6 protein-coding genes are annotated in these 14,422 nt (G+C 65.2%); 3 read left to right on the forward strand and 3 right to left on the reverse strand.

Annotated elements, in window-relative coordinates:
• The first annotated feature begins 6 nt into the window (after nucleotides 1–6).
• The 3 genes from K0B96_RS00585 to K0B96_RS00595 all read left to right on the forward strand — a co-directional run bounded on the left by K0B96_RS00585 (nucleotide 7) and on the right by K0B96_RS00595 (nucleotide 8,628).
• Nucleotides 7–705, forward strand: a complete 699-nt coding sequence (locus K0B96_RS00585) for a LytR/AlgR family response regulator transcription factor (protein WP_220162617.1) — start codon at nucleotides 7–9, stop codon at nucleotides 703–705.
• A gap of 97 nt (nucleotides 706–802) precedes the next feature.
• A complete protein-coding gene (locus K0B96_RS00590; RefSeq protein WP_220162619.1) occupies nucleotides 803–6,976 on the forward strand; it encodes a beta strand repeat-containing protein in 6,174 nt (2,057 codons plus the stop codon).
• Nucleotides 6,973–8,628 (forward strand): ShlB/FhaC/HecB family hemolysin secretion/activation protein, encoded by a 1,656-nt coding sequence (locus K0B96_RS00595; protein ID WP_220162621.1) that lies wholly within the window; start codon nucleotides 6,973–6,975, stop codon nucleotides 8,626–8,628. The genes K0B96_RS00590 and K0B96_RS00595 overlap by 4 nt, the downstream gene beginning before the upstream one ends.
• Nucleotides 8,629–8,978: 350 nt before the next feature.
• On the opposite strand, the gene K0B96_RS00600 is transcribed toward K0B96_RS00595, so the two are convergent.
• From K0B96_RS00600 to K0B96_RS00610, 3 genes are all read right to left on the reverse strand, one after another.
• Nucleotides 8,979–11,696, reverse strand: coding sequence for a beta strand repeat-containing protein (locus tag K0B96_RS00600; RefSeq protein ID WP_220162623.1), 2,718 nt, complete (start codon nucleotides 11,694–11,696; stop codon nucleotides 8,979–8,981).
• Between the two features lie 183 nt (nucleotides 11,697–11,879).
• Nucleotides 11,880–12,530, reverse strand: a complete 651-nt coding sequence (locus K0B96_RS00605; RefSeq protein WP_220162625.1) for a helix-turn-helix transcriptional regulator — start codon at nucleotides 12,528–12,530, stop codon at nucleotides 11,880–11,882.
• A 374-nt stretch (nucleotides 12,531–12,904) separates the two neighbouring features.
• Nucleotides 12,905–14,416 carry a sugar ABC transporter ATP-binding protein gene (locus K0B96_RS00610; RefSeq protein WP_220162635.1) on the reverse strand — a complete coding sequence of 504 codons (1,512 nt, stop codon included), beginning with the start codon at nucleotides 14,414–14,416 and terminating at the stop codon, nucleotides 12,905–12,907.
• Nucleotides 14,417–14,422: the final 6 nt, after the last annotated feature.

Consider the following 14,422-nt stretch of genomic DNA (forward strand, 5'->3'; position numbering starts at 1 on the left):
CCAGCCGTGCCCCCGACCGCCCTGATCGTCGATGACGAAGCGCCCGCCCGGCGCGAGTTGTCCTTCCTGCTCAAAGCCCATCCGCACATCAACGTGGTCGCCGAAGCGGCCACGCTCGCCGAAGCCCGCGCCGCGCTGCAAGAGCACGCCCCTGACCTTGTATTTCTCGACATTCACCTCATGGGCGAAAACGGGTTCGATCTCGCCCCCGACATCCGATCCGCCACCCGGGTCATCTTTGTCACCGCCGACGACACCGCCGCGCTCCGGGCCTTCCGCGTTAATGCCCTGCACTACCTCCTCAAGCCGATCAGTCCTGCCATGCTGGCCGACGCCATCGACCGGCTCTCTCCGCTGCGACTGAACGAGCCGCCCGACGACGAACGCGTCCTGCTGCGCTCGAGCGGAGCCCGGCGCTTTGTCCACCCCAGCGAAATCATCGTCCTCGAGGCCGTCGGCGCCTACACCCGCGTTTATCTCACGGATGGCACCCGTCCGCTGGTGCTTCGTTCGCTCAAATCATGGCACGAGACATTGCCGCCGCCCGCTTTTTTGCGCATTCATCGCAACGCCATCGTCAACCTCGCCCGTGTTCAGTCCGTGAGCCAAAACCGCGTCGTTGAGCTCGCTCCCGGCGCGCTGCGCTTCGAAGCCAGTCGACGCGAAATTTCCGCCCTCCGCGCCCGACTCGCCGGCGAACGATAGACCGGAGGCGGAGCGTTCCTCCGTTCGTGCAGAATCCGATACCGTTCATGCAGCTCGCATCGCGTTCGTTTTCGCAGCCATCAGGTTCCGCTACGAAATGCCCTCCTCCAAGGCCCGGCGCACCCAACCCTTTCTCGCATTTTTTCGCACGCGGCTGACGCCGTTCACTTTCCCCGTGGCCATCGCCGCGCTCGCGCCGCTTGTGGTGCTTCCCCAAGGCTACGCGTTGCCCGCCGGCCCGCAGGTCGTGGCAGGCGACGTTACCATCGGCCGTTCCGGAAACACCCTTAACATCGCCCAAGGCTCCCAACACGCCGTCGTCAACTGGCAAGGCTTCGACATCGCGCAAAACGAGCTCGTCCGCCTTCGCCAGACCAGCAACGCCGCCATGCTCGCGCGTGTCACCGGCGGCAATCCCACCCAACTTCTCGGCACGCTTCAGGCCGACGGAAAACTTTTCCTCATCAATCCCAAGGGCATCGTGGTCGGTCAGGGCGCGGTGATCGATACCGCGGCCTTCATGGCGTCCACGCTTGATGTGAGCGATGCGGATTTCCTGCGCGGTGGCGCGCTGACGTTCAAAGGCGACAGCGCCGCCGGCGTCGCGAATTACGGTGAGATCACGGCTCGCGAAGGCAGCGTAATGCTGTTCGCCCACACCGTAAAAAACGCCGGCCAGATCAACGCGACCAACGGCACCGTCGGTCTCGGTGCAGGCACCGAGGTTTACCTCGCGGCCCCCGACGCCACCGGCTTTGTCATCAAGAGCAACCTGCCCGCCACGACGAAGAAAACCGGTGTGGACAACGCCGGCGTCATCGCCGCCGCCCAAGCGCAATTGGAAGCCGCCGGCGGCAGCATCTACGAACTCGCGGTCAACCAAAGCGGCGTCATCCGCGCCACGGGCACGGCCACCGTCAACGGCCGCGTGCTGCTCACCGCGAATGGCGGCACCGTCGGTGTGAGTGGCCAAGTCTCCGCGCGCAATGCCGACGGCTCCGGCGGCAACCTCCTCGTCGGCGGCGACTATCATGGGGCCAACGCCAACGTCGCGAACGCCGCCCGCACGGTCGTCACGTCCACCGGTCAACTCGATGCCAGCGCCGCCACTGCGACCGCGAAGGCCGGGCGCGTGATTGTCTGGTCGGACGACGCCACGCGGTTTCTCGGCACCCTCAACGCCACGGGTGCCGACGGCGGTTTTGCCGAGGTCTCCGGCCAGCACTGGCTCGATTTTAATCCCGTTGCGCCCGTGCAACTCGGCACCGCCGGCAGCCTGTTGCTCGATCCCGATGCGCTCGTCATCAGCGCCGACGCCGACGCTGGCACCAGCACCAGCGGCACCAATCCGTTCACCTTCGGCGCGACGACCGAACCCGCCACGCTCAACGTCACCACGCTGCAAAACCAGCTGGCCGCGACCAACGTCATCCTCGACACCTCGACCTCCACCGGTGACATCACGTTCAACGCCGCGGTCACTTGGGCGACCAACAACGCCCTGACCGTTCGCTCCGGCAATAACATCACGATCAACGCCGACATCACCGGAGGCGCCGCCAGCACCCTCGCGCTCTACACCGCCCGCACCGCCGACCGGCCGCCGGAAACGGACCTGCCCCCCATCGAAGGTCAAGTGACGCTCGACAGCAACGCCACCATCACGGTTGGCACGCTGACCTACGGAACTAACGAGGCCTCTGACCCCGGTCCCGACTACACCTTGGATACACCGTTGCAGACCGGAACCGCGTTTTTGAACGGCAACCTCAACGTCAACACCCTCAACGTGGATCTTTCCGGTGGTGGCGCGAGCGTCTACGCCGACGGCGCCAATAACGCGATCGGCGCTTTCACCACCACCGGCATCGGCACGCTCAGAGGCGCTTACATCCTCGATCAGCAAGGCGGGCTCGACGTATCGCTCAATTCCGCCACCGCCGGCGGGCCCTACTTGCAATTCATCACCCCCGGCACATTGACGCTTAAAAGCGGGAGCAGCCTCAACTTCGCCTCGACGGGCACCGTGGTGCTCGCCTCCACCGGCGGCGCAGTCGTCAACGAGGCCGGCCCCGATGTCTTCGGCGCCAACGCCCGCTTTCTCATCTATACGAATACGACCGCCGCCACGCTCAAGAACGGACTGACCGGCACGGAGGTCTTTAACCATCCTTACAACGAGAACGATTACTACGACGACACCGTCTCCCGTTTCTTTTTCTCCGCCCCCTCTGGTTCACCGATCCTCACCTATACCGCCGATAGTTTTGCGCGCACTTACGGCGCGGCCAATCCCGCCCTCACCTTCACGCGCAGCGGGCTGATCGGTGGCGTTACCGACGACGTCACCGGCGCGCCGACGTTGGCCGCCACCGCCACGCAAAGTTCGGGCGCCGGCGCGTATGCAATCAACATCTCCGCTGGCACGCTCGCCTCGTCCAATTACGATTTTGGTTTCGTGCCTGGCACGCTCACCATCGACCGCGCACCGCTGACGATCACGGCCAACGACCAGACTCGCCGCATCAACCTCGCCAACCCCGACTTCGACGCGACGTTCTCCGGTTTCGTGCTTGGTGAGACGTCATCCGCGCTCGCCGGCACCTTGGCCTTCGCCACCCCGGCCACGCTCTCCTCGCCGGCCGGCACGTATGCGATCACGCCCTCCGGACTCACGTCAGCCAACTATGCGATCTCGTTCGTGCCCGGCACGCTCACGTTGACTCAGATCACCGCGCTCCTCATCTCGGCGGACGATTTTTCCCGCACCTACGGCGCAGCCAATCCAACATTCACCGCGAGCTACACCGGTTTCGTAAACGGCGAAACGTCGTCCGTGGTCAGCGGTCTGCAATTCAACACGGCCGCCACGCAAACCTCGGGCATCGGCACCTACACGATCACGCCGTTTGGCGCCACGGCCGCCGGATACGACATCAGCTATGCTTCCGGCACTCTCACGATCAACCGGGCGCCGCTGACCATCTCCGTGCCTAACCAGGCGCGCACCTACGGCGATGCGAACAACCTCTTCGCCAATTTCAACGGCCTCGTGAACGGCGAGTCCTCATCCGTCGTCAGCGGCCTCTCGCTCACCACCGCCGCCACGCCCAGCTCGGATGTCGGCACTTACGCCATCACCGCCGCCGGCGCGACCGCCGACAATTACAGCATCACTTACTCCCAAGGCACCTTGTCCGTGCTGACCGCTCCACTGACCGTGAGCATCGCCAATGCCACGCGGAGTTACGGCGACGCGGATCCGGCGTTCAGTTATCAGGTTTCCGGACTGAAAAATAACGACCTCGCCGCGAACGTGGTCAGCGTGACCGGCCTCGCCTCGCTCGCCTCCGCCGACGCGGGCATCGGCAGTTACGGCATCATCGGTTTCTCGTCGGTGATCTCGCCCAATTATTCCGTCACCACGCAGGCCGGCGACCTCACGATCACACCGCGACCACTGACGATCACCGCGGATAATCAAAGCCGCGTTTACGGTGACGCGAATCCAACCCTCACCGCTACGTTTAGCGGTCTCGCGTCGTTCGACACCCCGGCTCTCTTTGGCAACCTCGGTCTCACGACGCAGGCCACACCATCGTCCGGCGTCGGTGACTGGGGCATCACCTTCCCTACGGTCACGAACCGGAACTACACGATCACGCCGCAGTATGGCACCCTCGCCATCACGCCGGCTCCGCTGACGTTACTGCCGCTGATCGAGCTCACGCGCGTTTACGGTCACGCCAATCCTGATCTCACCCCGCCGGCGGTCAGCGGACTCAAGCTCACCGACACCTCCGCCAACCTCGGACTGGCTTTCACCACGCCTGCATTAACGGCCGACGTCGGCACCTACTCTTACGAGCTCACCACCAACAATTCGAACTACACACTTCCCTCGGCGACCGGCGAGTTCCGCGTGGCCCCCGCACCGCTGACCGTCGGCATAACCCCGACTGGCCGCCGCTATGGCGACGCCAATCCCACGAGTTATGAGATCACCGCCCACGGTCTCGCGTTTTCCGATACCGCCGCTGCGGTCATCGGAGTCAGCAACCCCACCGAGCTCACGACCGACATCGGCACCTATGCCGTTTCGCCGCTGCTCCTGAACCACAACTACGTGATCGATTCGTTCACCGGTGGCGGGTTTGTGATTTCACCGCGCGTGCTCACGTTCACGGCGGCTGACCGCACCAAGGTTTACGGCGAGGTGAATCCGTCCTTCTTCGGGTCGATCACCGGATTCGCCGACGGCGACAGCGAACTCAACATCGTCAAAAACTACGGCTTCGTCACGCTCGCCGGCCCGTCCTCGGACGTCGGCTCCTACGCGATCCGGCCCACGGCGCAGACCACCACGCCCAACTACATAGCGACGTTCGTGGACGGCACGCTCTCGGTGACCCCCGCGCCTTTGACCGTCACAATCGCCAACGCCACCCGCAACTACGGTCAGGCGAATCCGGTTTTCGCCGTCGCCAGCGCCCAAGGCCTGAAGAATCACGATGCGCTCACCTCGTTGGATCTGACGTTGTTCTCCACCGCCACCGCGGCTTCGCATACGGGGTTCTATCCGATCCTTGGATCAAGCGCTGCGCCCAACTACACGGTTACGTTCGCTCAAGGCACGCTCACCGTGGAGCGAGCTGAAGCCACCATCGCCGTCGGCACCGCGAACCGCCCGTTCGGCGATCTCCTCACGGCCGCGAACCCGTTCGCGCTGACCTTCACGGGGTTTCTTCCGGCCGACGAACCGCTGGCGCAGAGCAACTGGAAAGTGGAGTTTAACGACGACGCCTCGTTCGCCCCGGGCGGCCATCCGGTGCCCGCCGCGGCGACGAATGCGGCGACCACCGCGGCGCTCAGCGAGAATTACAACATCTCCGTTCTGCTGGGTTCGTTGAACGTGACGCCGCGCCCCGTGACCATCACCGCCGCCGACCATTCCGTCGCGTTCGGCACGAAGATCCCCGACTCCTTCGCCGAACTCACGCCCGCAGTGCCCGCGGGCTCGCCGGCATTCAGTGTGATCGGCCACCCCGACACCAGCGGCGGAGCGGCGGGACATTTCATCGTTGTGCCGAGCGTGGTGCCGGCCGCGGGCGTGACGCAGGAAACGCTCGATCGCTATTTCACCTTCGATCTCAAGCCGGGCGCACTCTCGATCGATCTGCCCAAGGACAACGTCGATCTCACCCAGCAAATTGATCCGTCGCGCCTCAACACGACGAACAACACCATCATCAACCGCACGAACACGATCGACCCCGCCACCGTCAACGTGGAGCACGATACGAAGCTCACGATCGCGGCCCAGACGGAGGTGGCCTTCGACACCGCGCCGCTGACCAAGACCGATTTCGCCAACTATTTCGCGACCTTCTCCGGGCAAGCGGACGCGGTGAAGCAGGCGATGGCCGACAGCTACAGCGACCTCCTTAAAGGCAAAGGGCAGAAGGACAGCAGCTATGAGGCGATGACTGCGAATGCCCGCCAAATGCTCGCGGACTGGATGAGCGGGGCTTTGTCGGTCGACGATCTGCGCAGCCGGGTCGCCTCCGGCGACGCCGACGCCGCCACGGCGTTCGGGTTCATCCTGCCGGCCTTGGTCAATCTGTCTCGCGCCAAAGACGTGGCCGACATGACCCCGATGGATCGCCAGGTTCTGGGCCGGCTCGCCGATCTCACGGAGCAGAGAAGATCTGATACCATCAAAATTGCGCAGGAGAAATACGCGGACATGGTCAAAACCAACGCGGAGCGGGCGAAGCTCGCGGGCCTGTCCACACTCTTCATCGGACCGGGAGACTTCAAATCGATCGTCGAGGGAGCCAGTCAGGATGCGATGGCGCGATATATGGGTGCGACGCTCGGGGCTGGGGCCGGCACCGGCGCCGGCGCGGCGGTGCTCCTGTCGGTGCCCGCGATTGCGACCGCGATCTTCCCGCATGCCGGAACCCTTGTCGTAAGCACCAGTGCGGTGGGCGAAACCGTCGGGACGTTTACCTCGTCGGCGGGGGCGAGCATGGGTGCATCCGCCGCGGGCCCGGCCGTCGCGATCGCGATGGCGGTCGTGCTTGCGGTCCGCGCCGTGCAAATCGGCGACAGCGTCAAGAATGAGCAGGACTATAACAACCTGATCAAATCGTGGCCGCCCGGTGAACAGATCACCTCCATCGCGGACCTGAAAAGCAGTGCGATGGATCAGGACATGAAGCTTTCGACCCTGATGCTCTCTGCGGACCTCCTCAAATCCACGCCATGAAAACGCGCGTCCTTTTATTCCTGCTCATCGCTGGACTGAGTCGCCTCGGCGCGCAGGTCGGAACAAATTTTGACGAGGTGGCCGGCCGGAATCTCGCGGCCCAGCCCGGAGAGACGGCGATCATCCCGGCGTTGCGCGGCATTGTGCTTCTGCCGTCGGAGTCACCCGCGGAACTCGCAGCTCCCGCTGCGCCTGGCATCCATACCGACCGCGTGCCGTTGCTCGACCACGACCCGGTGCGGCAGGATTTGAAAATCTTCCTCGGGCGCCCCGTGTCGGTGCCGTCTCTCGGACGGATGGAGATGGCGATCCGCCTGCAACTCCAGCTGCTCGGCCGACCCTTCGCGCGTGTTTATACGCCGCCGCAGGACATTACCGCTGGCACCGTGCGCATCGTCGTCCAATTGGCGACGCTCGATGGCGACGTGCGGCTCAACGGCAACAAGTGGTTCGCCCGCGAGCGTTACACCGGCGGGCTGCACATCCGTCCCGGCGAGGCGCTGGACATGACGTCACTCAACGCCGACCTCGCCTGGCTGAACCGCAATCCGTTCCGACGCGTGACGCCCGTGATCGAAGCCGGCGCCCAACCCGGCACGACGCGCGTCACGCTGCAGGCCGAGGAGCAATTCCCGCTCTCGCTGACTGCGGGTTACGACAACACCGGCACGAAGGCGACCGACGAAAACCGCGTCTCGGCCGCCGTGCAATGGGGCAACGCCTTCGGGCGCGGCGACCTGCTCAACTACCGCTTCTCCGCCGATCCGGAGCTCGAGCACATGCGCAGTCATGCGCTAGGTTACACGGCGTTTCTTCCGTGGCGCCATCTGCTCACGTTGCAGGGTTCGTATGCGACGATCGACTCCACGATGCCCGAGCCGTTCACACAGAGCGGCAAGTCCTGGCAGGTCGGCGCGCGCTATGAGATTCCGCTGCCCGCGCCGCACGCGAATTGGACGCAGGACCTGAGCTTCACCGCCGATTTCAAATACTCCGACAACACCCTCGAGTTCGCGGCGATTCCGATCACCGGCAATGTCACCCACATCGCGCAAGTCGGGGCGAACTATGGCGTGACGTTTCCCGCGTTCGGCGGGCAGAACGATGCGCGACTCGAAGTCGAGGCCAGCCCGGGCGGACTCACGGGCCGAAACACCGACTCCGCCTTCGCCGGCTCGCGGCCCGGCGCCAAGGCAGCCTATGCCTACGCCCGCCTCGGCCTGCGCCATCAGCACGCGCTGGGCCGCGGCTGGGGATTGAACCTTTCGGCCGACACGCAGTTTGCCACCGGCGCACTGCTCGGCACGGAACAGCTCAACGGCGGCGGCTCCTCCGCCGTGCGCGGTTACCGTGAAAGCAGTGCCTTCGGCGACTGGGGCGTCGTCGGCAGTGCGGAGCTGCACGCGCCCGGTTTCGCGCTGTTCAAAGGACGCGACCGCGTGGACCTGTTCGCCTTTATCGATGCCGCGTCGCTGCGCCTTTGCCACGACAACGAGAGCACCGACCTCGCGAGCGCCGGCCCCGGCGTGAACTACCAATTCGGCCGCCACTTTAGCCTCCGCGCCGCCTACGGCTGGCAGCTTGAGGCCATCGATTCCTCGCGCGGGGTCTACTCCGGCTACGGCCACCTCAGTGCGAGCGTCGCGTGGTGAGTCCCTTCTGTAGCCTCTCGTATTCTACGGCCGGAATCTGCATCCGGCTCTTCGCTTGATGAAGGTGGAGCGGCGGTTCCTCCGCGTCCTCTCGCTGTTCGCAGGCTTCGCACTGCTCGTGCAATCTGTGACCGCGTCAGGGGAAGTCTATCCCACGCCGACACCCTCCAATTGAGTCACGAGGTCATCGTTTGATAAAGAGTGCGGCGGCTTTCTGATCGGCAGCACCACCGCCACGCTCCAGCAGACTTGTGCGGTATCCGCCTTGCTCTTCCGTTGGAGCTCGGCGGGGTCGACTGGTCGGGAGCGTGCGACGCTGTCGGGGCAGCGTCGCACGCGCCAAGAGTCTTTTAGAGCGCCGCGGTGACCTTCACTTTGACGCGACGGCGCACGAAGGCGCCGAGGAGCGCCAGGCCGCCGAAAATCGCGGCGTAGGTGGCGGGCTCGGGGATGGCACTGGCGGTGGCGGTGAGCTGGAGATAATTACCCACCATGGTGAGCTGATAATCGTAGCCCGCGATTTTGTCGCCGACGGTGAAGTCGCTGGTGTCGAAACTGCTCAACGTCGCACCGGTATAGTCGAAAAGTGTATAGGTGCCCGCCGCGAAGCCACCGGCGTCGGAGAGGTTGAGCGTGATCCCGCCGGCGCTGGCGGAGCCGGCCAGCGAGCCACCGCTGACGACGATCAGATCGCTCGTGGAGCCGAGTTGGAAATCAAGGATCGCGCCGTCGTTTAACGTGAGGCCGCTCGTGAAGGTGAGTGTGCCGGGAGAATTGCCGGGCGCGAGGTGGGCGCCTGACTCCGCCGTGACGAGGCCGGAGAACGTGCCGTTGCCGCCGAGGGTCACGCCATCGCCGAGCGTGAGGTCGGCGCTGTAGGTGCCGTTGTTGTCGAAGTGCGCGCCCGCCTGGAGGGTGACCGCTTCCGAGAGCGAGCCGGCGGGATCGAGGACGAGCTTGCCGCCAGCGTTGACGGTCACGGTTGACGCAAACGCATTCTGGATGGTCAGTTGTCCGGCGGAGACGGTGGTGGGGCCAGTGTAGCCGCTGTTGTCGCCGGTGAGGACGGTCGAGCCGGCACCGATCTGGTTGAGCGCGCCGTCGCCTTCCATCGGAGCCGCCAGAGTAAAGGTGCCGCTGCTATGGCGAAGATTGATGGTGCCGGAGTTGTAGATTTCGGCCGGGCCATTCTCTTCGGGATCGTAGCTGGCGAGGGTGAGGGTGGGAGCAGTCGTGGCGGAGGTGCCGTCGTAGCCGATATTGAGCGTGCCGGTGGGCGAGATGATAATGTCAGCGGAGACGTTGCCTTCGATGCCTTGACCGGCGAGCGTGCCGTCGCCGAGGTTGACGGTGCCATTGCCGGTCGCGTCATTGTCCTCATTGCCGCCAATATACATCTGCTGGGTGAAGTTGAGGCTGGCACCCGAAGCGATGTTGACGGTGGCGGTGCCGGCGGGGCCACCCAAGGATAAACCACCGAAGCCCGAATGTTCCGGAACATCCGCTCCGCCGACGGTCAGTCCGACCGTGGCGGTGAGGGAGGCGCCTGTGGAAAGAGAAAGGGTGCCATTGCCGCCCGTGAACGACTCGGAGGTTGAACCGGCGCCACTTCCGCCGATGTATAAATCGCCCCGCACGACGGCGGTGGCATGGTCGGAGACACTCAGGGTGCCGTCCGCCCCATTGTGGGCGCCTTCGTCACCGGAGGCGTCGGAACCGATCCTGAGGCTGCCGCCGCCTTCGCCGTCGTCGACATTCAGAGCGGAGCCAGCGCCGCTGACTGTGATGACGCCTGCGCCGCCGCTGGCATACAGACCGAGATAGGTGGCACCGACATTCAGGGTGGCGCCGTTGGTGATATTGATCGTGCCGCTGCCGCTATTGGGCCCCTCGCCGCCGAGATAAAGCTCCGTATAGGGATTATCATTTCTTTGGTTGAGATTAAGCGTGGTGCCGGTGCCGACGAGGTTCAGGGTGGCGTTGCCGCCGTGATGGATGGTGTCACTGCTGCCGCCGAGAATAATTCTGGCATCGTCGAATGTGAGGGTCGCATCCTGGACGTTGATCGTGGCGTCACCCCCGTCACCGTTGAGAGGAGTGTCGATAGTCCCGCCACTCCCGCCGATCACCATGTTATAGGTCTCCGTGAGATTAAGGGTCGAACCCGGCGCGAGATTGATCGTGGCGGCACTGCCATTGCCGGAAAGCGTATCGGAGGCATTCCCGCCGAATTGAGCGAAGGCGATGGTCGTCGTGGCGCCTGTGCCGATGTTGAGGACGGCGGTGCCGCCGGCGTTCAAACCACCGACTGCAAGGTAAGAGGTGCTGAGGTCCACCGTCGCGTCGGCGAGGATGTTCATGGTGCTCGTGGCGGCGGTGGTGTCGTTGCCACCGAGGGCAGTGTAACCGTTGTATGCGGCGAGTGTCGTGCCGTTGGCGAGATTGACGACCGTATCAGCACCGTTGGTCGCGCTGAACACGCTGTAGCCAGCGTTGATCGAGCTGCCCAAATCGAGATTGAGGGTGCCGCCGCGGAAGTAAAACACACCGGCGTTGATCGCGTGGTCGGCGGCGAGCGTGAAGCTGGTGCCGGTCGCGTTGATGTCGACCGCGCCATCCCGGGCGCCGCCGCTCCCGTCGCCCGTGTAGGTGATGTCGTTGGAGAAGGTGACGGCGTTGGAGCGGAGAAAATTCACCGCGGTGCCGCCAGCGAGAGTGATGCCGCCCGCGACGGAGCCGGCGGGCGTGGCGGTCGGAGTAGAGCCGAGGGTGAGCTCACCTTCATCGACGAACGTCTCGCCGGAGTAGGTGTTATCGGCGGTCAAAAAGAGGGTGGCGGCGCCGTTTTTGTGGACGGGGCCGGTGCCGCTGAGAACGCCGCTCTGGGTGGCGGATTGTGCGGCGGAACCGGAGACGTCGAGCGTTGTGGAGCCCGTGAGGACATCGGCCGTGGAACGGTCGTCGTCCGGGTTGTAGGTGATCGTCTGGGCGCGGAGCGCGGGCAGAAGACAGAGCGCGGAGAACAGCGGTAGCAGGGTGGCAAGACGGACAAACGGTGGGCGAAGCATGAACAGGAGGGGGGTTATAGTTTCCGCCGGTTGGGCGGCGCTGCCCGCACTATATCGAAGCGCGGAGGAGCCGACAACCTCCCTAATCAGGGAGGGGAAGGCGGCCGGGTGGGGGGCTAAAAGCGAAGCGTCGGCGGGGCTCAGTCGGTCTCTACAGCAAGGCCGCGGGCGCCGCGAAAGGCGCTATAGGCTGCGCGGTTTGTTATCCGGCGGCTGGCCCAGCCAGAGAGCGGCGAGGCCGGCGCGGCCTTTGACGCCGAGTTTGTCGAGCACGTCGCGGATGTAGGTGTGCGCCGTGGTCGCCGTGACGCCGAGGGCGGCGGCGATGTCCTTCTCGCTTTTGTCGGTGAGCAGGTGGGCGACGGCTTTGCGCTCGACGGGGCTAAAGGGCTTGGCGGCGACGCCGACGCCGTGCGCGAGGAGGATGTGGCGATGAAACACGGGCAGTCCGCGCAACGCATACGCAGCGATCTGCCGCTGCGTTTCCGTGAAAGGATCGAGCGGGCGCATCCGCAGGAAGCCGTAATAGGACTCCGTCATGGCGTTGACCGGCAGGGCGACGGTGAGGGAGTCGTGGATGCCGCGGTCGAGGTAGTTTTGATAGTAGGCGGACTCGAACCACGCCGGTGAGACGATGTCGCGCAGGCGGTGGGCGCGGAAGGTGCCGGCGAGACGGGCTTGGGCCGTGACGGATTCGTCGGTCTGGCCGCGGTTGATCGCGCGGAGGCGTTGCGCGGTGAAATTTTGGTTTTGCGGGAGGGGGCGCAGGTAGCTGAGCGCCATGGGGCGCCAGCCTCCGAGTGGATCGGCGGATGCGCCGGGGAGGCGCACCACGCCCATCCAGTAGGCGTTTTGCGCGTCGATCAGCGTGGCGATGGCGTCGAGGAGGTGCCGGGGGGCTTCGTCGACTTGGGCGGCGGGAAAAGTGGCGAGTTTATCCCAGAGTTGATGAATGGCTTCCTATTGAGCGGAGGAAGGAAAGAGGGAGTCCGGGGGAGACATGCCGAAGAGGTGTGCGGGCAGCGGGGCCATGGTGGAGGGCCGGCGGGGGGCGCGACAAGCCGAAGCAGCGGCTGGTGGGCGGCGAAGTTGAGCACCAGCCAGATGTGGCGGCGGATGGGCAACAAGACGCGGCGGGCGGAGGGACTCTGCGCGCGCGGAAAGGACGGACGGAGTCTTTTTCTGCGATCCGCGGGACGGCGCGCCCGTCAGGCGGCGCGGGCGACGCCGGTCATCAGGCGGAGGACGGAGTCTTGCGTGGCTGCGGCGCGGGTCAGCTCGCCGACGAGCCGGCCGTCGCGCATGACCAGCACGCGGCTCGACAGGTTGATGACTTCCGGCAGCTCCGAGGAGATCAGCATCACGGCGAGACCCTCGCGGGCCAGTTCGTCGATGAGTTCGTGAATGGCGGCTTTGGCGCCGACGTCGACGCCGCGGGTGGGTTCATCGACGATCAGCAAGCGGCCGCCGCGGGCCAGCCATTTGGCGATGACGATTTTCTGCTGGTTGCCGCCGGAGAGGGAATTGACGGGAGCGTCGAGCGAGGCGGCTTTGATGTGCAACCGGCTGAAGTAATCGGTGGCCACGGCTTTTTCGCGGGCGCGATCCAGCAGGCCGCCGAGGCGGCGCAATCGATCGAGAATGGCCAGGCTGATATTGGCGCGGCAGGGCAGGGCGAGGACGCAGCCCTGACGCTTGCGATCTTCGGGCACGAGGCCGAGGCCGGCGGCGAGGGACGCGGTCACGGAGCCGAGGGGGAGCGGCTGGCCGTCGAGCGTGAGGCGGCCGGTGGCGCGGCGGTCCAAGCCGAAAATAGCCTGGGCGATTTCGCTGCGGCCGGAACCGACGAGGCCGGCGAAACCGACGATTTCGCCGGCGCGCACGTCGAAGGAGACGTTTTGGAATTTGCCGGGCGAGGCGAGGTCGCGGACGGAGAGAACGAGGGGGCCGGCGGGGGCGTTGACGTGAGCAGGAAAGTAGTCGGTGAGGCGGCGGCCGATCATCAACTGGACGACGGCGTCGTGGGTCATTTCAGCTTGGGCGAGGGTGCCGACGTAACGGCCGTCGCGCAGGACGCTCAGGCGATCGCAGAGGCGGAAAAGCTCGGGCATGCGGTGCGACACGTAGATGATCGTGAGGCCGCGTTTCTTGAGGTCTTCGATGAGGACGAAGAGTGATTCGGCGTCGGTCGCGGAGAGGGAGCTGGTGGGTTCGTCGAAAACGAGGATGCGCGGGTGGGTGCCGATGGCGGCGGCGATTTGCACGAGTTGCTCCTGCGCGGTGGAGAGTTCGCGCATGGGGCGGGAGACGTCGAGGTGGACGCCGATGGCGGCGAGCAGTTTTTCGGCGCGCTGGTGCATCGCCGCGTGGTCGAGGAGCAGGCCGGCGGCGCGACGCGGGTAGCGGCCGAGAGAGAGGTTTTCGGCGACGCTGAGGTCGGGGCAAAAGGCGAGTTCCTGGTGCACCATCGCGACGCCGGCCTGGAGGGCGTGGCGCGGCGAGTGGAAGCGGTGCGAGTGGCCGTCGATGAGGACCTCGCCGGAGTCGGGTGGATGGATGCCGGCGAGGATTTTGCCGAGGGTGGATTTGCCGGCGCCGTTTTCGCCCATCAAGCCGTGGCATTCGCCGCGGTTAAGCGCCAGAGAAACGTCGGCGAGCGCGGTGACGCCGCCAAAGGTCTTGGTGACGGCGCGGAATTGGACGAAGGCGGCGGAGGCCATGAGGCG

The sequence above is a fragment of the Horticoccus luteus genome (genome assembly GCF_019464535.1).
GTDB lineage: Bacteria > Verrucomicrobiota > Verrucomicrobiia > Opitutales > Opitutaceae > Horticoccus > Horticoccus luteus.